The organism is Streptomyces sp. NPDC029836, from assembly GCF_055574495.1.
The window spans coordinates 400,348-419,189 of record NZ_JBVHZI010000001.1 but is presented as its reverse complement, the minus strand read 5'-3'; the positions used below and the strand labels follow the sequence as shown (position 1 = coordinate 419,189).

The window sequence follows — 18,842 nt, the reverse complement described above, 5'->3', positions numbered from 1 at the left end:
GGCGGGTGCCGGGTTAGGGTGGCCTTAGTTTAGGGTTTGCCTTGATCAGTCTGATTTTCGGTCGAAGGGAACCCAGTCATGCCTCGCTCCCTGCGGGTAGCAATCGTCGGTGCCGGCCCCGCCGGCATCTACGCCGCCGACGCGCTGCTGAAGTCCGAGGCGGCTGTCGCTCCCGGCGTGTCCATCGACATCTTCGAGCGGATGCCCGCGCCCTTCGGCCTCATCCGCTACGGAGTGGCACCCGACCACCCCCGCATCAAGGGCATCATCACCGCCCTGCACCAGGTGCTCGACAAGCCCCAGGTCCGCCTCTTCGGCAACGTCGACTACCCGAACGACATCTCGCTCGACGAACTGCACTCGTTCTACGACGCGGTGATCTTCTCCACCGGCGCCACCGCCGACCGCGCCCTGAGCATCCCGGGCGTCGAGCTGGACGGCTCCTACGGCGCGGCGGACTTCGTCTCCTGGTACGACGGCCACCCCGACGTCCCGCGCACCTGGCCGCTGGACGCCGAGAAGGTCGCCGTCCTCGGCGTCGGCAACGTCGCCCTCGACGTGGCCCGCATCCTCGCCAAGACCGCCGACGAGCTGCTGCCCACCGAGATCCCGGCCAACGTCCACGACGGCCTCAAGGCCAACAAGGCCGTCGAGGTCCACGTCTTCGGTCGCCGCGGCCCGGCGCAGGCCAAGTTCAGCCCGATGGAACTGCGCGAGCTCGACCACTCGCCCAACATCGAGGTCATCGTCAACCCCGAGGACATCGACTACGACGAGGGTTCGATCGCCACCCGCCGCGGCAACAAGCAGGCGGACATGGTCGCCAAGACCTTGGAGAACTGGGCGATCCGCGACATCGGCGACCGCCCGCACAAGCTCTTCCTGCACTTCTTCGAGTCCCCGACCGAGATCGTCGGCGAGGACGGCAAGGTCGTCGGCCTGCGCACCGAGCGCACCGAGCTCGACGGCACGGGCAACGTCAAGGGCACCGGCGCGTTCACCACCTGGGACGTCCAGTCCGTGTACCGCGCGGTCGGCTACCTCTCCGACGAACTCCCCAAGCTGCCCTGGGACGTCGAGACGGGTACGGTCCCGGACGAGGGCGGGCGGGTCATCGAGAACGGCTCGCACCTGGCCTCCACGTACGTCACCGGCTGGATCCGGCGCGGCCCGATCGGCCTCATCGGCCACACCAAGGGCGACGCGAACGAGACCGTCGCGAACCTGCTGGCCGACCACGCGGAAGGCCGCCTGCTCGCCCCGTCCACGCCCGAGCCGGCCGCCGTCGAGACCTTCCTGTCGGAGCGTCAGGTCCGTTTCACCACCTGGGAGGGTTGGTACAAGCTGGACGCCGCCGAGAAGGCGCTCGGCGCGGCCGAGGGTCGCGAGCGCGTGAAGATCGTGGAGCGCGAGGGCATGCTCGACGCGAGCGGCGCGTAACCTCCGCCGGGCCCCAGGGCCCGTGGTGTCACCGTGGGGCCCGCCGATGGCGGGCCCCACGGTCGTCTGCGGCCGTGGAAGTCCGCGATCGGGTGGAACGCCCCTCCCGTCGGTTCCGTAAGCACGCCGGCCGAAATGCGGCCGATCGGGGATCGGGGAAAATCGGGGGCGAAGGGGCGGAATGCGCGGGCCGCCCGAACGGTTCGAACGGACGTCATGCACGATCCCGTACGCACTGGAGAGCTCATGAAGATCGGCATCATCGGCGCCGGCAACATCGGCGGAAATCTCACGCGCCGGCTCACCACCCTCGGACACCAGGTCGCCGTCGCGAACTCCCGGGGTCCCGAGACCCTGGCCGCCCTGGCCGAGGAGACCGGCGCCACCCCGGTCACGGTCGCCGAGGCGGCCCGCGACGCCGAGGTCGTGGTGGTCACCGTCCCCCTCAAGAACGTCCCCGACCTGCCCCCGAACCTCTTCGCCGGAGCCGTCGACGGCTTCGTCGTCATCGACACCGGCAACTACTACCCGCAGCAGCGCGACGGCCGCATCGCCGCCATCGAGGACGAGGGCCTGACCGAGAGCCGCTGGACCGAGGGGCACCTCGGCCACCCCGTGATCAAGGCCTTCAACGGGACCTACGCCGAGGACATCCTGACGCGACCCCGGCCCGCCGGGGACCCCGAGCGCGTCGCCCTCCCCGTCGCCGGGGACGACGACAGCGCCAAGAAGACCGTCCGGCACCTGATCGACGAACTCGGCTTCGACAGCGTCGATGCCGGCGGGATCGACGACTCCTGGCGCCAACAGCCCAACACCCCCGTCTACGGACTGCGCGCCGGCACCGACGCCGTCACCGCGGCGCTGGCCGAGGCATCCCCGGTCCGCACGGACGAATTCCGCGCCTGAGCCGGACGATGTGCAGCCGGACGGAGTACGCCCGGAGGTGGTAACTCTCCGCTGTGACCAGGGATCCCTGTGCTACGGTGAAGTCCAGTTGCGGGTGTGGTTCCCAAATATTTCAAGTGCTCCTTCCGGATTCCCCGGGGGCGCACTTTGTATTTCCGGATGCTTTTCGGACGGGTCAAACATCACGTCGACTCCCGGTGTCCGCACAGTGCGGCCCCGGGTACAGCCCCGAAGGAGAATCAAATGGCATCCGGCACCGTGAAGTGGTTCAACGCGGAAAAGGGTTTCGGCTTCATCGAGCAGGACGGCGGCGGCGCCGACGTGTTCGCCCACTACTCGAACATCGCCACCCAGGGCTTCCGTGAGCTGCAGGAAGGCCAGAAGGTCAACTTCGACGTCACGCAGGGCCAGAAGGGCCCGCAGGCCGAGAACATCGTTCCCGCCTGACCTTCGGGACGCGCGACACACGAGGGCCGGGGCCCGCACCATCGGTGCGGGCCCCGGCTCTTCGCTGCCCCGCACCACCCGACGGTCCTTCTGTTGCCCCGAGCGCTACCTGGACCGGCACCCCTGCGGGCAGACTGTGCCTCGTGACGACACTGAGCAAAGGCGCCAACCTGCCCGTCGCGGCCCCCTCCGTCCGCGCCGTCCTCGGCTGGTCCGCCGGACCAGGCGTACCGGACGTCGACGCGTCGGCGCTCCTGCTGACCAGCGGCGGGCGGGTCCGTTCCGACGGTGACTTCGTGTTCTACAACCAGCCGCGACACGCCTCGGGTTCCGTCCGCCACCTCGGCAAGCAGCCCGGTGCGGACGCGCTGGAAGTCGACCTGGCGGCCCTGGAGGCCGACGTCGAGCGGATCGCCCTGTGCGCCTCCGCCGACGGCGGCGTGTTCGGGCAGGTCCCCGGGTTGCACCTGCGGCTGCTCGACGCGTCCTCCGGAGCCGAACTGGCCCGCTTCGACATGAGCGCAGGGCCCGAGACCGCCTTCGTCACCGGCGAGCTCTACCGCCGGGCCGGAGCCTGGAAGTTCCGGGCGGTCGGGCAGGGTTGGGCGAGCGGCCTCGCGGGCCTGGCCACCGACTTCGGGATCACCGTGGACGACGAACCGCCCGCCGCGGTCACCCCCGCGCCCGCCCCGGCCCACCGGCCCGCGCCGACTCCCGCCCCGGCCCGCTCCCCGTACGCGCCGACCACGCCGTACCCGCCCGCCGGACCGCCCACCCCGGCCGGCGGGCCGCCCACCGAAGCCGCCGTACGGCTCGTCAAGGGCGAGGAATGGCTCCCCGTCGACATGCGCAAGCGCCTCTCGCTGCGCAAGCAGCAGGTCGCCGTCAGCCTGAGCAAGGCCGGGGCCACCGGGGTGACCGCGCGGGTGATCCTCGTCCTCGACGCCTCCGGCTCGATGAGTGCCCTCTACTCCAGGGGCACGGTGGCGAACGTCGTCGAACGCATGGCGGCCGTCGCCGCCCAGCTCGACGACGACGGCGAGATGCAGGCGTGGACCTTCGCGACGAACCCGGCCCGGTTGCCCGACCTCGCGATCGGCGACCTGCCCGAATGGCTGCGCCTGCACGTACGCGTCGGTCAGATGAGCCTCTTCGGGCGCAAGAAGCCCCCGAAGGGACTCCAGCCGGGCCAGGTCGACATGCGCGCCGTCGGCTTCCAGAACGAGGAGCAGAAGGTCATCGCCGAGGTCCGGGACTACGTGCGCACCCAGTCGCAGTCCGTCCCGACCCTGGTGCTGTTCTTCTCCGACGGCGGGGTCTACCGCAACGACGAGATCGAACGGGAACTGCGCGCCGCCGTCGAGGAACCCGTGTTCTGGCAGTTCGTCGGCCTCGGCCGCGCCGGATTCGGGGTGTTGGAACGCTTCGACACCATGGCGGGCCGCCGCGTCGACAACGTCGGCTTCTTCGCGGTCGACGACATCGACAAGGTCTCCGACCCCGAGCTGTACGACCGGCTGCTGTCCGAGTTCCCCTCGTGGCTCCGCGCCGCCCGACAGGCCGGCATCCTGCGCTGAGCCGAACGCGCCCCGTCCGAAAGAAGGAACCCCCTCGTGAGCACCCCCGCAGGCGCCCGGATCCTGCGCGCCGCCGACCGCGCGGCCGCGCCGTGGAAGAACGGCGGGGGAGTCACCCGCGAGATCGCCGCGTGGCCCGAACACGCCGGTACGGATGACTTCGCCTGGCGCGTCAGCCTCGCCGAGGTCGACGCCGACGGGCCCTTCTCCGTCTTCCCCGGCGTCGACCGGACCCTCACGCTCGCCGAGGGGGCGGGCATGGACCTCACCGTCGCGGGCGAGCGCCGCCTCGTCGACGAGCGCTGGGCTCCGCGGCACTTCCCCGGCGACCGGCCCACCGACTGCCGGCTCCTCGACGGCCCCGTCGTGAACTTCAACGTGATGTACCGGCGGGACCGCACCGAAGCCCGAACCGCCGTCGTGCGCGGCGAGTTCGGGCTCACGGTCGCACCGGACGAGACCGTCCTCGTCGTCGCGCTGGACGGCCCGCTGACCGTGGAGCCCACGGACGCGCGGGGCGGCCCGCCCGCCCGACTCACCCCGTACGACGCCCTCCTGGCCGACGCACCCCTCGCCGCGCTCGTACGCACCACGGGCAGCGCGGTCCTGGTGCGGTTGCGGGCCCGAGGGGGCCTCGGTAGGTAACCCGGCCGGGAACGTTCTTGCCGGTGGGGGGCCTTGCGGGCACAATCGGCCGGTGACCGAAACCCCAGCGGACCAGGACGTCTTCGCCGAGCACCGCAGGCTGCTGTTCGCCACCGCCTACCGCATGTTGGGCAGCGTCGCCGACGCCGAGGACATCGTCCAGGACGCGTGGCTGACCTGGCACAAGGCCGACCGCTCGGACGTTCGCCACCCCCGGGCGTACCTGGTGCGCACGGTGACGAACCTGTCCCTGAACCGGCTGACCTCCGTGCGGGCCGTGCGGGAGGAGTACGTCGGCCCCTGGCTCCCCGAACCGCTGCTGACGGAGCCCGACGCCGCGCGGGGACAGGAACTCGCGGAGAGCGTGTCCACGGCGATGCTCGTCGTCCTGGAGACCCTCGCGCCGGTGGAGCGCGCGGTGTTCGTCCTGCGCGAGGTGTTCGGCTACTCGCACGCGGAGATCGCCGAGGTGCTGGAGCGCCCGGAGCCGACAGTCCGGCAGATCTCCCACCGCGCCCGCAAGCACGTCCAGGCCCGCCGCCCCCGCTACGACACCGACACGGCGCAGCGCGAGCGGATCACGGAACGCTTCCTGAGCGCCTGCGCCGGCGGCGACCTGAACGCGGTCATGGAGATGCTCGCCCCCGACATCACCGCCTGGTCCGACGGTGGTGGCAAGGTCCGCGCCGCGCTCCGTCCGCTGCACGGCCCCGACCGGGTGGCCCGCTGGCTGCTTGGCGTCCTGGCGAAGCCCACCCCGGCCCCCATCAGCACGGTCCCGGCCCTGGTCAACGGCGAACTGGGCCTGCTCGCCCTCGCCGGCGACACCCCGATGGGCGCGGTCACCTTCGACTTGGAGGACGGCAGGATCCGCAACCTGCGCCTGCAGATGAACCCGGACAAGCTCCGCGGCCTCCGACCGCCGGGCCCCGACCGGGGGTGACCGCGGGCCGGCGCGGGGTCAGGGGGACGCCGCGCCGCCCGTCAGGCAGTGCGGGATGCGTTCGGGGCGGGCGCGCCCGGCCCGGGGCGTGAGGGCCTGGAGCAGCGGCAGGATCAGCCGGTGGCGTCCGGTCCAACGCCTCGTACGCCTCCCGCGCCCGGGGCGCGGCGTCGAACGCGGCCACCAGGTCCGGCGGCGGCTCCGCCGTCTTCTGAGGTGCGTACGCCGCCTCCCCCCTGCCGGGCGCGGGGGCGTACCGGGCCCGATCCGACCGGCCCATCACGCCGTGCGGGGCCGGAGGACGACAGCCACCATGGGAGGGCGGACGGCGACGGGAGACAGTGGATGAGCGCGCAACGGTACGAGCTGGTGTTCCCCGAGGACGGGGGGACGGAGCAGGACGTGGTGGTCGTGGACCGCACCGAACTGAAGGGCCCCGGCGGCCACCCGGTCTACGCGGACGCGAGCGGCATCGTGCGCGCCGAGATCAGCGATCGGGGCGAGGTGCGCATGCTCGCCTCGGGAGGCCAGCAGGCGCCGATGCGGCGGGTGGAGGCGCGGCTCCTGCCGGAAGACCCCGTTTGACTTCACCGGGGCATGGCGATTCGGTACGGGTTGCCCGCGCCGGGTCCTTCGTGATGAGCCGATGAGGGCGGGGCCCCGTGACGGCCGGCGGCTGCGTCGCCGACTCCCCGATCGTGTACTGATCCGGGGCACGGCCGGTCGTCACGACCGGGGGTCGGCCGGTGGTCGCCCCGGGCCGCGTCCGGCAGGACGGAGCGGGTCACCGGCCCCCGGCCGGCTCAGTCCCGTCGGGTCAGACAGGTCAGGGCGGCCTCCGTCAGCGCGGTGATCCCCGCCGGGAGCGCCGTACGGATGTCCGGGGCGAAGTCCGGGGCGTGGTTGGCGGGCAACGCCGCCATCTTGCCCGCCGCCCCCTCGCCCGGCGCCGCCGCCCAGGCCGCCGGACCGATCGCGCCGAGCATCCAGTAGGCGAGCCGTACGCCCCGCGCCCCGTGCACGTCCAGCCCGGCGTCACCGAACAACCCGAAGTCCTCCGTCGCGAGCGACGGCGGCCACATCGCCACCCGGTGCGCACCGAACAGTGCGGCGTGCGCGTCCCGGACCGCCGCCGTCGTCGCCGGATCGGGATGGGTGACGGGCGAGACGCGCTCGCGGACGATCTCCGGCTCCCGGGGGCAGTCCGAGGCGGCGCACTCCGCGCGGACGATCCGCTCGACCGCGGCGGCCGCCCGCCCGAGCGCCGCCTCCCCGGCGGCCCGTACGGTGATGCCCAGTTCGGCCCGGTCCGGCACGACGTTCGCGCGCTCGCCCGCCCGGAACGATCCCACGGTGACGGCCACCTGCTCGGAGGGGGCCGCCTCGCGCGCCACCACCGTCTGGAGCCGCGTCACCAGGTGCGCGGCCGTCACCACCGGGTCCACCGTCAGGTGCGGCGCCCCCGCGTGCCCGCCGCGCCCGTGGACGACGACCCGGAAGGTGACGCTGCCGGCCGTCATGGGCCCGTATCCGTGCGCGACCATCCCCGCCGGCAGCGGGGCCGCGTGCTGCGCCAGGACGGTGTCCGGCCGGCCGGCGCGTTCGTACAGCCCGTCCGCGAGCATGGCCCGCGCGCCCTCCAAGGTCTCCTCGGCGGGCTGGCCCACCACGATCAGCGTGCCCTCCCAGTGCGGGGCGTCCGGCCCGGCCAGCAGTGCGGCCGTCCCGGCGGCCGCGGCCAGGTGCAGGTCGTGCCCGCAGGCGTGCGCCACGGGGCCCTCGCTCGCGTACGCCAGCCCGGTGGTCTCCCGCACGGGCAGCGCGTCCAGCTCCGCGCGCAGCATCACCGTCGGGCCCGCGCCCCGACGCAGCACCCCGGCCACGCCGTGGCCGCCGATCCCGCGTACGGTCTCGTACCCGTCGGACTCCAGCCGGTCGGCGAACCGGTCGGCGGTGCGGGCTTCCTCGCCGGACAGCTCGGGGTGCCGGTGCAGGTCCAGGTAGAAGGCCGTCAGCGGCCTGAGGAGCGCGGGCAGTCCGGCGTACGCGGTGGTGACGGTCATACCGTCATCCTCGGACACCCGCTCCGGCGGCGGACGTCAGGGCGCTGACACTTCATGTCAGCGGTGTGACAGGGAGGGGAGGGGCGACTTGACGGCCGGACGGGCTTTCCTGGAGACACGCCGAAGAACCAAGGCAGCGGTCGCCCACCCGGTGACCGCCTACCCAAGGAGTCCCCATGCAGAAGTCGCCTCTGGCCTCGCTCGCCGACGAGATCCTGGAGCTGGAGTCGGAGACCTTCGAGATCTCGGACTACTCGGACGCCAGCGAGGTCGTGCTCGCCGGTTCCACGAGCTGCAGCTCGACCTCGACGTGTTCCTCCACCACCAGCACCACCTCCTGCAGCGCCTGACCCCAGCGCCACAGCGATGCCCCGGACCCCGCACCCGCGGGGTCCGGGGCATCCGGCGTACCTCCCGGTCAGGGGAACGGGTGCGGAACCAGGCGGATCTCCTCCCGCGTCAGAACGGTGTCCCGCAGGCCCGCCCGCCGGGCGGCCGTCCGCAGCCGCGGCATGTGCGGGGCCCGCTGGCGCGACCAGCCGAAGTCGATCGGCAGCAGCCCCGGCACGACCGCGCAGACCGTCCGCAGCCCCATCGCGCGCTGCTCGGGCGTCGTCTGGTCGACGACGATCACATCGTGCCCGGCGCCCGTCAACTCCGCGACGCACAGCAGGAGATCGTCCCGAAGGTCCCCGCTCGCGGGTCGAACGCCGGACTCCCACTCCCGGTAGAGGTCCGCCATCGACGCGATCGCGGTCGGCTCGCGGTACGTCCGCACGTGCTCGGCCATGGCGGGCAGCCCGTACAGCTGGGCGTGGTCCTTGAGGTGCTTCACCAGACCGAAGTCCCGCCTCATCGCCTCCAGTTCACCCTGCCGCTCGGCCACCTGACCGGGCAGGTGCGGAATGTAGGTCAACACCTCGGAGAGGGCCGCCTCCACCGCCGTCGCCGGATCCAGCGCCGCGCCCGCACCGAAGGAGTACAGGCCCGGGCCGCCGTCGCGCCGCACCGCGAGGCCCGTGACCACGGGAACCGCCAGGTCGATGCGGTTGTCGAAGGCGTGGACGTCGTACCCCTGAAGCGCCGCCCGGTCCACCATCGTCCGCACCGCCGGACCCGGTACGGAGGCCAGGTCGATCTCCGTCAGGCGCTGCCCGCCGTACCAGGCGAGCAGGAAGGCGTCCCGCTCGATCAGCTCCAACAGGGCCCCGAGCAGGGCCTCTTCGAGGCAACTGCCGATCGCGCAGCCGTTGGAGCACTCGAAGACGAAGTTGTCTGACGCGAGCCCGGCGCTGTAGTAGGCCAGCCGGGCCGGCACCAGCACCGGCCGGTCGTCGCGCAGGGAGTGCCCGTACACCCAGGGGATCGGTCGCTCCGGGTCGAAGGGCGACACCAGCGGGTCGTCCCGGTAGGTCTCCTCCGGGTAGAAACCGCACTCGGCCGGATCCAACGCCCGCTCGCCCAGCTCCGCGTACGAGGCGGTGAGCACCGAGGCGCCGGTGCGCCGGTGGGTGCCCGCGTAGCGCTCCAGCCCTTCGAGGAAGGCCAGGTCGCGGCTGGCCGCGAAGCTGTTCGCCTGACCGCTCCAGGTGACGTCCGTCAGCCCGGCGTAGCCGCGCATGAAGACGCTCCCGGCGACCGGCGCGGTCGTCGGCGAGGTCACGTTGAGCCAGGTCCCCCCGCCGAGCACCCCCGTCACCGGATTGGCCAGCGCCGCCCGCGGCATCGGGTACGAGGACGCCTTCCGCAGCCGCTGCGCGCCCGGCTCGGGCTTGGGGCGCGAGGCCGGCGTGAAGGGTACGGGCCCGTCGGCGCCGCCCGGTCCGCAGTCGGGGCAGAGCGGGTCGGCGGCGAGGGGGTACGTCCGCACCTGGAGGGTCTCCAGGTCCAGGCGGGACACCTGGGGAAGGGCCCGGTCGGCGTCCGACGGACCGGGCGCGACGGCGCGGGCGCCGGGGCCGTGCACGGCGGCGTGCAGGGCGGCCGTCGCGTCCAGCGCGTACGGGGACAGCCGGGGCCAGTCCGCCGCGACGGCGGTGACCGGTCCGCTGCCCGTCTCCAGCGCGTCCCGCTCGCTGCGGCTGCGCAGCCGCTGCCAGCGCATGGCCAGGCACTGCCCGCAGGCGGGGGCGGAGCCGTCGCCGCCCCACGGACCGATCAGCACGGCCCGGGCGGTGAGGTGGACGGTCGCGCCCGGCCGCACCACCGAGAAGGGGTCGGCGGCGCGCGGACCGAGGGCGTCGTGCACGCCGAGGGTGACCACCCGCGCCGCCGGGTCGGCGCCGGCCAGGGCCCCTTCCAGGTGGCGCCGGGCCGTCTCCAGGGGGGAACCGTCGGGGGCTTCGATCCGGGCGGGGCCCAAGTCGGTCGCCGTCATGACGAGTTGCTCCAGCGGAACGTCTTGAGCCCGATGCCGCCGAACAGCAGGGCGAAGCCGAACAGCGCGGCGCAGCCGATCCCGATGGCGGACATCGACCCCGATCCGGTGAGGGCCCCGGTGCCCGCGTCGTTGAGATAGCGCAACGGCAACACCCGTGAGACACCTTGCAGCCAGGACGGCATCATGTCGAGGGGCAGGAAGGACCCCGACAGGAACGCCATGGGCACCATCATGCAGTTGGCGATCGCGGCGACGGCTTCGGGAGTGTTGGCGTACGTCCCGACGATCACCCCGATGGCCATGAAGGCCGTGATGCCCAGGACCAGCGCGGGCAGCACCAGCGGCCACCGCCCGTCCAGCTCCAGCCCGAAGCCGGGCAGCATCGCGACGGCCACGAACACCATCGCCTGCACGACGCCGACCACCAGGGCCAGTACGTAGCGGGAGGCCAGGACGGTGGTCAGCGGTGTGGGCGTCAGCCGGATCAGGCGCAGCAGGTCATCGCGCCGCCACTGCATCAGGGTGAAGGCGATCCCGAAGACGGCGGCGTTGGCGACGCCCCACGACATCACGCCGGGCGCGATGTACGAGATGTAGGGCCGCCCGCTCTCCTCCACGTCCTGGCCGCTGAAGATCAGGCCGAAGACGACGAGAAAGATGAGGGGGAAGGCGAAGGTGAAGAAGAGGGTCGCCTTGTCCCGGACCTGGGCCCGGTAGCCGGCGGCGGTCAGTGCCGTGTATGCGCTCATGCCCGGTGCTCCGTGGTGGTGTGTGCGGTGGTCCGGCCCGCGGTGTGGCCGGTGAGTTCCAGGTAGACGTCCTCCAGGGTCGCCGTCCGGGTCATCACCCCGTCGAGGCCGGTCAGGGCGTCGACGGCCTGCAGGACCCGGCCGGGTGCCGAGGTCTCCAGCACCATCGAGCCGCCCTGCTCACTGACCCGGTCCACGCCGGGCAGCGCGGCGGCCGCGTCCGGCGCGATCCGGCCCGCCGGAACGAGGAGCCGGGCCGGCGCCCCGGCGGCGCTGACCAACCGGTGCGGGGAGTCGAGGGCGGCGATGCGGCCGGCGACCAGGATGGCCACCCGGTCGCACAGGGCCTCGGCCTCGTCGAGGTGGTGGGTGGTGTAGACGATGGTGCGGCCCTCGCCCTTGAGGGCGCGCAGCACCTCCCACAGGTCGCGGCGGGCCTGCGGGTCGAGTGCGGCCGTCGGTTCGTCGAGGAAGATCAGCTCGGGGTCGTGCACGAGCGCCGAGGCGATGGCGAGCCGCTGGCGCTGGCCGCCCGAGAGGTTCTCCACCATGACGTCGCGCTGCTCGGTCAGCCCGACCGACTCCAGGGTGCGGTCGGCGGCGGCCGCGTCCTTGCGGTAGAGCCCGGCGACGGTGGCCAGGTGCTCGCGCGCCGACTGCCGGACGAAGAACGCCGAGGCCTGCGTCTGGACGCCGATGCGCGGCAACAGGGCCGTGTTGCGGGGCCAGGGGCTGTTGCCGAGCACCTGGACCGTGCCGGAATCGGCCTGCCTCAGGCCCTCGATGATCTCGATGAGGGTGGTCTTGCCCGCACCGTTGGGACCGAGCAGGCCGAAGAACTCGCCGCGGCGCACGTCGAGGGAGATCCCGTCCACGGCCTGCCGGTCGCCGTAGCGCTTGCGGACCTCGTGGACGGAGACGGCGGTGGATTCGGGCGGTGGGGTGTGGTGAGTGGTCATGGGCGGTGCGGTTCCCTCGGTGTCGGGACGGGTGTCGGGCGGGAGGTCGTGATGGTGGACGGGACGGGGACGGGGACGGGGACGGGCATCGGGACGGGGACGGGGGCAGGGGGGCGGGGGACGGTGCCAGGTCGCGGGGTCAGGGGCCCGAGCGGCCGATGGCCAGGAGCACGGCGGTCACCGGCGCCCCGATCAGGAGCAGGACGAGTACGGCGGAGCCGACCCCGTAGCCGAGGTAGAGCCGGCGGGCCCGCGCCGGGTACGCGGCCGCCGCCGCCCGGTCGCGCAGCCGTAGCCGCAGGTAGGCCGAACTGGCGGGGGCCAGCCGGGTCACGCGCAGCGCGTGCCCGAGGATCGTGTACCCGTCGAGCGGCGGCAGCGGAACCAGGTTGACCAGGGCCTGCGCACTGCCGAGCAGCAGCAGCGCGCCCAGCACCCGGCCGGTGGGGTCGCCCTGGGGGAGGGCCGTCCACCAGGCGAAGAAGGGCAGCAGGAACAACAGGTTGGCGAAGGCGCCCGCGCCGGCCACGGCCAACTGGTCCCGACGGCGCCGCAGGTAACGGTAGTTGTCCACGGTGCAGTACATGATCGCGACGGGCAGCCGCCAGCGCAGCCCGATCTCCCCGACCGTGCCCCCGACGTGGCGGGCGGCGACCCCGTGTGCGAATTCGTGCAGGGCGGTGCTGAACCACAGCAGCGTGGCCACCGCCACGAGCGGCACCGGCCGGCTCAGCAGCCACCACAGGTCGCCGAGGAGACCGCCGCCCGAGGCCGCGAGGACCCCCACCATGGCCAGGCACACCAGCAGCAGGAAGCCCAGCACGACCGGCCGCAGCACCGGCCGCAGGAACGCGTGCAGCCGGGCCGTCGTCGCGTCGGCGTCCGCGACCAGCCGCAGGGTCCCCTTCAGCAGGTTCCCGGTGCGCTGCGGGCCCGGCCCGGCCGCCGGCTCCGGGGCCGGACCACCGGCGAGCAGCCGGCGGCTCCCGAGCAGTCCGAGCAGCTGCTTCCAGTTGCCCTCGCCGAGCCGTCGCCCGAAGGCCTCCCCGTACGCGTCGCCGATCTCCGCCAGGCTGCGGGAGCCGTCCAGGCGGGAGACCAGGAAGTACTCCTTCGGCCCGATCTCGAACGAGGCCCCGGACTCGGGGTCCTTGACCAGGTGCACGAGGGCGGCGCCGTTCAGCAACGGCGGCGACAGCAGGATCCCGGCCCGCAGCGCCGGCCGGTGCTCCAACATCCCGGAGGGCGCCGGCGACGGGGCGGTCACGACCCGACCGCCCCGGCCGCCGCACCCCCGGCGGAGCCCGCCGCGACGGCCCCGCCCTCGCGCAGGACCCGGCCCAGCAGGTGCGCCAGGTAGGCCTCGTCGCGGATGGTCACGTGCAGCCGGTTGTTGGTCATGTGCATGTACGGGGACAGCAGCAGCGGCAGCGCCACCGCCGGGTCGGTCACCTTCTCGTCCCGGCTGCCGTCCCAGGACCGGAACACCAGCTCGCCCGAGACGGCGAGGGCCTCGGCCCGCCGGCGCAACTCGCGGCAGTGCTCGGCCCAACCGGCCAGGAACCCGGGCAGCCGGCCGGTCTCGCCGGAGCCGACCGCCTCCAGGACGGCGGCGAACCGCCGCCCGAGCCCGGGGCCGGTCTGCGCGTAGGTGCGGTCGTACTCCGCCGACCCGATGAACCCCGTGCCGGGGAAGGCCTGGTGCCAGAACTGGTAGTAGCGGTCGAGGTAGCCGCCGAGCTCCTCCCGGTCGGGCAGGAACACCCCGGCCATCACCATCATCAGCTGGGCCGAGGTCCCCAGCAGGACCGTGCGCACGTGCAGGTTCATCCCGCTCAGCGCCTCCATGACCAGGTCGCTGGAGTGCGCGAAGTGCCACTCGGCCAACTCGACACCGGCCGGGCCGCCGTACTTGCCGTACTCCGGCTCGTACGGCTCGTAGCTGAACGAGTTGTTGGGGCGCAGGTTCATCCGGCCGTCGGCGCCCATGAAGGCGGCGCGGTCGCCTTCGGGGAACTCGATGTCGAACAGGGTGTTGTAGAACTCGTTGAGGAAGCCCGAGTCCACCTCGTAGAGGGCCGGCCGGGCCTTGAGGAACGCCGACACCGCCTCCTGCGCGCGGCGCCGGACCTCCGGCTCCGCCTCCGGACTCACCGGCCGCAGCCGCAGCCGCACGTGCGGGCCCTCCAGCCAGTAGTTGATGAAGAAGTGCCCGGCCAGCAGCCCGTCCTCGGTGAGCGAGGCGATCAGCGGACGCACGCAGTTGACCAGCAGCGGCTGCGGGTTGGCGGCGTAGAAGACGTGCATGGCCTGCCACGCGCCGCGCGTCGGGGTCATCTCTGACATCGGGGACCGTCCTCCGGGCTCGGGGTGATTGCGTTGGTGGTCGTCGTGAAGGTCTCCACGGCGAGCTCGGCGACGTGCGCTCCGCGCGCCGAACGGGTGTGCAGGCCCCCGGGATCCGGGAGCATCTCGCGGAACACGACCCGGTGACCCGGCTCCCGCAGGAGTGGCTCGAAGGCGGCCAGCGAGAGCAGGCTCGCGAAGTCCACGTACTGCGGTTTGGCGCCGAGCGCGGACGGACCGGCCGACACCGTCGCGAAGACGCGCTCCGGCAGCCCGTGCGCGCGCCGCCACCGCTGCCACTCCAGGAAGTGCGACGCCTCCTGCGCGCCGCGCGCCGGCAACTCGCCGGCCGTCGTGCTCCAACTGCGCCGGCTCAGCACCAGATCGCCGTGCACGACCCGGGGCCGCCCGCTCACCCCGCCGTGCGACACGGCCTCGGGCACGCCCGCCCACACGTCGAGCGGGGACATCGACGACGGTGACAGGAGCAGCAGGGTGCGCGGTACGGCGGGCAGGGCCAGCGGCACCAGGTACCCCAGGTAGACGGGGATCACCTCCACCCCGAGCCGCCGCGAGCGCAGCACGACCCGGCCGGTGGCCGGCACGTGCTCCGCGTACAGGTCGTCGAGCCGCAGCAGCCGGTCCTCCGGCAGGGTGCCGCTCTCGCCCGGGCAGACGATCTCGTAGTCGGTGAGGCGCCCGTGCAGGTTCAGGTTGGTGGTGACGGGACCGCCGGTGACCTCCGCGAGCACAGCCCCGGGCGGGGTGACAGCGGCGGCGGTGTCCCGCAACTGCCCGTCCAGCGCGGGCCGGCCGTCCTGCTCCTCGTACACGTGGGTGAAGCGGCTGAAGGGGAAGGACAGGCCGCCGTAGGAGCGGTTCAGTACGGTCAGGCGCTCGCCCGTGTCCGGGTCGTCGGCGAACTGGAGGTGGTGACAGCGCGGCGCGAACCCCGGTACCACGGACTCCAGTTCACCGGCGACGGCCGCCATGTCGATCTCCGTCAGACGGAGTTCCTCCCCGTCGTGCTCCTGGAACGCCGCCCAGTGCTCCCGCATCCGGCCGACGAACGTCCGCCGGGCCGCGTCCAGGGCGCGGATGCCCGGCAGGCCCAGCCAGTTCTCCTCCGGCACGTACTCGCCCTGCGCGTCGAAGGGGGTGCGCCGGGCCGAGAACGACAGGTACTGGTCGAAGAAGTCCTCGTGGAAGTCGTGGACCAACCCCAGCAGGTCCTCGCAGCGGCCGCCCTGCCCGTAGCGGGCGGTGAAGAACCCCTCGAAGGTGATCCGCTGCGCGAGCGTCAGGTCGAACGCGGGCAGGATCCGCTCCACCGACCGCAGCGCGCCGCCGTCCCCGGCCCGCGCCCAGGCGGGTCGCGGCGCGCTCAGGTCACGGCCCGCGCTGACGTCCTCGTAGACCAGGGTCTGCGGCAGCGGGGTGTCCGCGGCCGCGCCCAGCTCCTCCTGCGCGCGGCGCAGACCCGCGCGCAGCGCCGGCAGGAGCTCCGCGCGCTCGTCCCGGTCGGCCCGCGGGTAGCGCTCCAGCACCCGGGCGGGCGCCTCCAGCAGATCCGCGAGGTCATCGGCCCAGGGCCGTTCCAGGCCCGTCAGCGACCGTTGGAAGGCACGCAGCGGATCGCCGCCGTGCACCTCGGTGTCCAGGCAGGGCACCCGGACCATGCCGAGTTGCAGCAGGGCGTCCACGTACGCCTCGCAGTCGGCCGGCTGTGCGTCGTGCTCGCGCGCCAGCCAGTCGGTGAGCTCCCGGTGGCGCAGGTCGCCGCCGCCGGGCTGCTCCGCCCGCTCGGCGAACAGGGCCAGCAGCCGGTCCAGGGTGCCGCTGCGCCGCAGGAAGAACAGCCGGTCCTTGACGGCGTCGAAGGTCACCGCGGCCGCGTCGTCCCCGGCCGTGACCTGCCGGCGCACGTACCGGATCCGGTCGTCCTCACGTCCCCAGCCCGAGGCCGGCCGCAGCGGCAGGTCCCGACGCCGCACCGGGTCGGCGAGGATCAGCTCGGCGAGCCGCGCCAGCACGACCACGTTGAGCCGTACGTGGCTCTCCCACCGGTCCTCGACCCGGATTCCGTCCGTCCGGTCCTGCGCCGTCCCCTCCCCGTCCGCGAAGCGGCCCGTCGCCACCCCGGTGAAGGTGCTGAAGGGGCTGGTCTTGCAGGCGGTGCGGTAGAGGTACGAGAGCACCGACCGTTCCGCCTTGCGCGCCCGGCCGCCCGGCACCCGCCCCTCGGCGGTGGCCGCCGCGTAGGCGTCCAGCTGCCCCTCCAGGACGGGCGAGGCGAGTAGCAGGCCGTGCCGCAACCGCTCGTCGCCGAGCAGTTCGCGCAGCGCCTCGCGGCCCCGGCCCAGGTCGGACGCCAGCAGCGGCTCGCCTTCGGCCAGCAGCTTCTCCAGTTCTCGCGACCGGTTCAGCCAGCCGGCCAGCCGCTCGCCGACGGTGTCCGCGTCGGATCCGCCCAGGGCCGCCAGGGTCCGCAGCGCGGCGTCCGGATCGGCGGGCAGCCGGCCGTTGTGGATCTGCCGGCGCAACTTCAGCAGGTCCCGGCGCAGGGCGGCGCCCGCCCCGCCGGGCTCCGGGTCGGTCGCCCCGACCGCCCGGTGCAGCGCCTCGCTCAGGCACTGCGCGTCCGCGCGCAGCACCTCCTCCGCCGCGAGGACGTCGGCCGTCCAGCGGACGGTGTCCGGGCAGCGCAGCGCGTCGGCGGCGGACAGCGGCAGGCCGGCCACGCGCAGCATGAAACGGTCGCCGGCGTGCCATTGCGTGGTGGTGTTCATCCTGGTCTTCCTGCTTCTCTCGTCGCCCGCTCAGGCGATCTCGTGGCGGAAGTCGGCGGGCTGCGGCCGCTCGTGACCGAGCAGCATGATCAGCAGCGGGGCCTCGTCGGTCTCCATCAGCCCCAACCGCTCGCGGTAGGCGATGTTGTCGAAGCCGAGCGCCACGCCGGCGCCGAGTCCCTGGGCGGAGGCGGTGGTGTAGAAGGTCTGGGCCACGGCTCCGACGACGGCCCCGACGAGCCGGTAGCCGCGGTCGCCCACGGCGTCCAGGACCGCGGTCGTCCGTACGGTCGGTACGAGCACGGCTCCCGCCTGTTCCAGGTTGTAGTTGGACAGGAAGTAGTTGCTCTGCAGGAAGGGGCCGGGCGCTCCCGGCACCACCAGCCGCAGGGTGTGCTCCCGCGGGTCGTAGGCGTAGCTGCCCGGCGCGATCCCCTCGACGTGGTTGACGAACACGTACAGCGAGGTGAGCCGCGGCCCGTCGGGCCCCTCGACCTCGCTGCCCACCGCGGTCGCGGCGCAGTCGGCGAGGGTGGCCGCCAACCGGTCCGCCGCGAGCGGCCGGGTCGCGTCGAACCGGCCGAAACTGCTGCGGCGGGCCCGCAGCGCGTCCGCCACCGACAACCCGGCCGCGGCCGGCGCGGGCAGCGCCACCGGGTCCGCGCCCCGGGGCGGGTGGGCGGCCGCCGCGTCCAGGGCGCCCGGAGCCGGACGGTCCGCGGCCCGCCCGAGGGTGGCCGCGTGGATCCGGCGGAGCGTCTCGAAGGTGAGCACCTCACGGGAGCGCTCCGCGTCCCGGTGGCGCACCCGCGGCCGCTCGGCCGGTACCGCGCCCGCGACGGCCCCGACGGCAGGCGCCCCGCCCTCCCACTCCAGCGGGACCACCGCGAAGACCCCCTCCTCCTCGGGATCCACGCCCAGCAGCCCGGCCAGCCGCTCCTCGTCGAACCAGAGCGCGGGCGCGATCCGCAGCCCCTGCTCCCGCGCCCACAGCCGCCAGGTCTGCAGCACCGTGCCGACGTCCATGCTGACGGCGTGGAAGGAGAAGCTGTTGTACTTGAACGCGTTCTGCCAGTACTTGACGCTCAGCACCAGGTACTGCGAAGCGCCGTGCGCGCCCCCGCCGAGCGCCTCGCGCACGTCCCCGGTCACATCGCCCGTCAGCAGCCGGCGCAGCCCGTGCTGGTGCGGCGCGTAGTGGTACACCCCGGGCGTGAGCGGCCCGCCCGGCCCGGCGGCCCAGTACACCCCGACCGGGTAGAGCCCGCCCCCGGAGGAGGTGCCCCGCGACCAGTTCGCCTGTGTGTAGTGGGGGAGCGCCGCCAGGTCGGTGTTGGCCTGCACGCCGAGCCGGCGCCCGCTCAATCCGTACGAGTCCTGCAGCATCCCGGACAGCAGCGGCAGGCTGAACCCCCCGGCCGGTACGGGACCCGCCGCCCGCGCCGGCTCCGGAAGCGGCAGGGTCTCCGCCTCCGGATAGAACTTGGCCTTGCGGGGACGGTCGGCCCAGTCGGGCACGAAGTCGACGGGCTCCATGGGAATCCGGCCCCGGTGCATGATGGCGCTGGCGTAGTCATGGGCGTAGCCCACAAGTC

At 73.5% G+C, this 18,842-nt stretch carries 16 protein-coding genes; 8 read left to right on the top strand and 8 right to left on the bottom strand.

The annotated features are described in order from the left end of the window. The first annotated feature begins 78 nt into the window (after window positions 1–78). The 7 genes from ACZ4XJ_RS02010 to ACZ4XJ_RS01980 all read left to right on the top strand — a co-directional run bounded on the left by ACZ4XJ_RS02010 (window position 79) and on the right by ACZ4XJ_RS01980 (window position 6,546). Window positions 79–1,440 carry an FAD-dependent oxidoreductase gene (locus ACZ4XJ_RS02010; RefSeq protein ID WP_362880043.1) on the top strand — a complete coding sequence of 454 codons (1,362 nt, stop codon included), beginning with the start codon at window positions 79–81 and terminating at the stop codon, window positions 1,438–1,440. A gap of 246 nt (window positions 1,441–1,686) precedes the next feature. After that, entirely contained in the window at window positions 1,687–2,349 is a 663-nt protein-coding gene (locus ACZ4XJ_RS02005) for an NADPH-dependent F420 reductase (RefSeq protein WP_468494947.1), read from the top strand. Window positions 2,350–2,592: 243 nt separating this feature from the next. Further along, window positions 2,593–2,796 carry a cold-shock protein gene (locus tag ACZ4XJ_RS02000; protein ID WP_030228921.1) on the top strand — a complete coding sequence of 68 codons (204 nt, stop codon included), beginning with the start codon at window positions 2,593–2,595 and terminating at the stop codon, window positions 2,794–2,796. Window positions 2,797–2,939: 143 nt separating this feature from the next. Continuing rightward, window positions 2,940–4,373 (top strand): VWA domain-containing protein, encoded by a 1,434-nt coding sequence (locus ACZ4XJ_RS01995; protein ID WP_362880040.1) that lies wholly within the window; start codon window positions 2,940–2,942, stop codon window positions 4,371–4,373. 36 nt (window positions 4,374–4,409) lie between these two features. Then, the gene (locus ACZ4XJ_RS01990) at window positions 4,410–5,018 is read left to right on the top strand and encodes a HutD/Ves family protein (protein ID WP_468494946.1); all 609 of its coding nucleotides are present in this window, start codon (window positions 4,410–4,412) and stop codon (window positions 5,016–5,018) included. Window positions 5,019–5,070: 52 nt separating this feature from the next. Beyond that, on the top strand, window positions 5,071–5,961 hold the full coding sequence (locus ACZ4XJ_RS01985) for an RNA polymerase sigma-70 factor (RefSeq protein ID WP_468494945.1): 891 nt from the start codon (window positions 5,071–5,073) through the stop codon (window positions 5,959–5,961). A gap of 345 nt (window positions 5,962–6,306) precedes the next feature. After that, window positions 6,307–6,546, top strand: coding sequence for a DUF6296 family protein (locus ACZ4XJ_RS01980; RefSeq protein ID WP_362880035.1), 240 nt, complete (start codon window positions 6,307–6,309; stop codon window positions 6,544–6,546). Between the two features lie 218 nt (window positions 6,547–6,764). Here the strand turns inward: ACZ4XJ_RS01980 and ACZ4XJ_RS01975 are convergent, their stop codons facing one another. Beyond that, window positions 6,765–8,024 carry an amidohydrolase gene (locus ACZ4XJ_RS01975; protein WP_468494944.1) on the bottom strand — a complete coding sequence of 420 codons (1,260 nt, stop codon included), beginning with the start codon at window positions 8,022–8,024 and terminating at the stop codon, window positions 6,765–6,767. Window positions 8,025–8,200: 176 nt separating this feature from the next. On the opposite strand from ACZ4XJ_RS01975, the gene ACZ4XJ_RS01970 reads away from it, so the two are divergent. Then, entirely contained in the window at window positions 8,201–8,374 is a 174-nt protein-coding gene (locus tag ACZ4XJ_RS01970) for a thiazolylpeptide-type bacteriocin (protein ID WP_037917023.1), read from the top strand. Window positions 8,375–8,442: 68 nt separating this feature from the next. Here the strand turns inward: ACZ4XJ_RS01970 and ACZ4XJ_RS01965 are convergent, their stop codons facing one another. The 7 genes from ACZ4XJ_RS01965 to ACZ4XJ_RS01935 form a co-directional block, all read right to left on the bottom strand. Then, window positions 8,443–10,401, bottom strand: a complete 1,959-nt coding sequence (locus ACZ4XJ_RS01965) for a TOMM precursor leader peptide-binding protein (protein WP_468494943.1) — start codon at window positions 10,399–10,401, stop codon at window positions 8,443–8,445. Further along, on the bottom strand, window positions 10,398–11,153 hold the full coding sequence (locus tag ACZ4XJ_RS01960) for an ABC transporter permease (RefSeq protein WP_468494942.1): 756 nt from the start codon (window positions 11,151–11,153) through the stop codon (window positions 10,398–10,400). The genes ACZ4XJ_RS01965 and ACZ4XJ_RS01960 overlap by 4 nt, the downstream gene beginning before the upstream one ends. Further along, window positions 11,150–12,112 (bottom strand): ABC transporter ATP-binding protein, encoded by a 963-nt coding sequence (locus ACZ4XJ_RS01955; protein ID WP_468494941.1) that lies wholly within the window; start codon window positions 12,110–12,112, stop codon window positions 11,150–11,152. Before ACZ4XJ_RS01955 ends, ACZ4XJ_RS01960 begins: the two co-directional genes overlap by 4 nt. Window positions 12,113–12,251: 139 nt before the next feature. Next, entirely contained in the window at window positions 12,252–13,349 is a 1,098-nt protein-coding gene (locus ACZ4XJ_RS01950) for a peptidase M50 (protein WP_468495435.1), read from the bottom strand. Window positions 13,350–13,375: 26 nt separating this feature from the next. Then, window positions 13,376–14,458 carry a lantibiotic dehydratase C-terminal domain-containing protein gene (locus ACZ4XJ_RS01945; RefSeq protein WP_362880026.1) on the bottom strand — a complete coding sequence of 361 codons (1,083 nt, stop codon included), beginning with the start codon at window positions 14,456–14,458 and terminating at the stop codon, window positions 13,376–13,378. Beyond that, complete coding sequence (locus tag ACZ4XJ_RS01940) at window positions 14,446–17,247, bottom strand: lantibiotic dehydratase (RefSeq protein ID WP_468494940.1); 2,802 nt, start codon at window positions 17,245–17,247, stop codon at window positions 14,446–14,448. The genes ACZ4XJ_RS01945 and ACZ4XJ_RS01940 overlap by 13 nt, the downstream gene beginning before the upstream one ends. Before the next feature lie 30 nt (window positions 17,248–17,277). After that, a complete protein-coding gene (locus tag ACZ4XJ_RS01935; RefSeq protein WP_468494939.1) occupies window positions 17,278–18,837 on the bottom strand; it encodes a SagB family peptide dehydrogenase in 1,560 nt (519 codons plus the stop codon). Window positions 18,838–18,842: the final 5 nt, after the last annotated feature.

Excerpts from the sequence above, each read along its gene's own strand:
- ACZ4XJ_RS02010 (WP_362880043.1), top strand. The coding sequence starts at position 79 with ATGCCTCGCTCCCTGCGGGTAGCAATCGTCGGTGCCGGCCCCGCCGGC.
- ACZ4XJ_RS02005 (WP_468494947.1), top strand. The coding sequence starts at position 1,687 with ATGAAGATCGGCATCATCGGCGCCGGCAACATCGGCGGAAATCTCACG.
- ACZ4XJ_RS02000 (WP_030228921.1), top strand. The coding sequence starts at position 2,593 with ATGGCATCCGGCACCGTGAAGTGGTTCAACGCGGAAAAGGGTTTCGGC.
- ACZ4XJ_RS01980 (WP_362880035.1), top strand. The coding sequence starts at position 6,307 with ATGAGCGCGCAACGGTACGAGCTGGTGTTCCCCGAGGACGGGGGGACG.
- ACZ4XJ_RS01975 (WP_468494944.1), bottom strand. The coding sequence starts at position 8,024 with ATGACCGTCACCACCGCGTACGCCGGACTGCCCGCGCTCCTCAGGCCG.
- ACZ4XJ_RS01970 (WP_037917023.1), top strand. The coding sequence starts at position 8,201 with ATGCAGAAGTCGCCTCTGGCCTCGCTCGCCGACGAGATCCTGGAGCTG.
- ACZ4XJ_RS01965 (WP_468494943.1), bottom strand. The coding sequence starts at position 10,401 with ATGACGGCGACCGACTTGGGCCCCGCCCGGATCGAAGCCCCCGACGGT.
- ACZ4XJ_RS01960 (WP_468494942.1), bottom strand. The coding sequence starts at position 11,153 with ATGAGCGCATACACGGCACTGACCGCCGCCGGCTACCGGGCCCAGGTC.
- ACZ4XJ_RS01955 (WP_468494941.1), bottom strand. The coding sequence starts at position 12,112 with ATGACCACTCACCACACCCCACCGCCCGAATCCACCGCCGTCTCCGTC.
- ACZ4XJ_RS01950 (WP_468495435.1), bottom strand. The coding sequence starts at position 13,349 with ATGTTGGAGCACCGGCCGGCGCTGCGGGCCGGGATCCTGCTGTCGCCG.
- ACZ4XJ_RS01945 (WP_362880026.1), bottom strand. The coding sequence starts at position 14,458 with ATGTCAGAGATGACCCCGACGCGCGGCGCGTGGCAGGCCATGCACGTC.
- ACZ4XJ_RS01940 (WP_468494940.1), bottom strand. The coding sequence starts at position 17,247 with ATGAACACCACCACGCAATGGCACGCCGGCGACCGTTTCATGCTGCGC.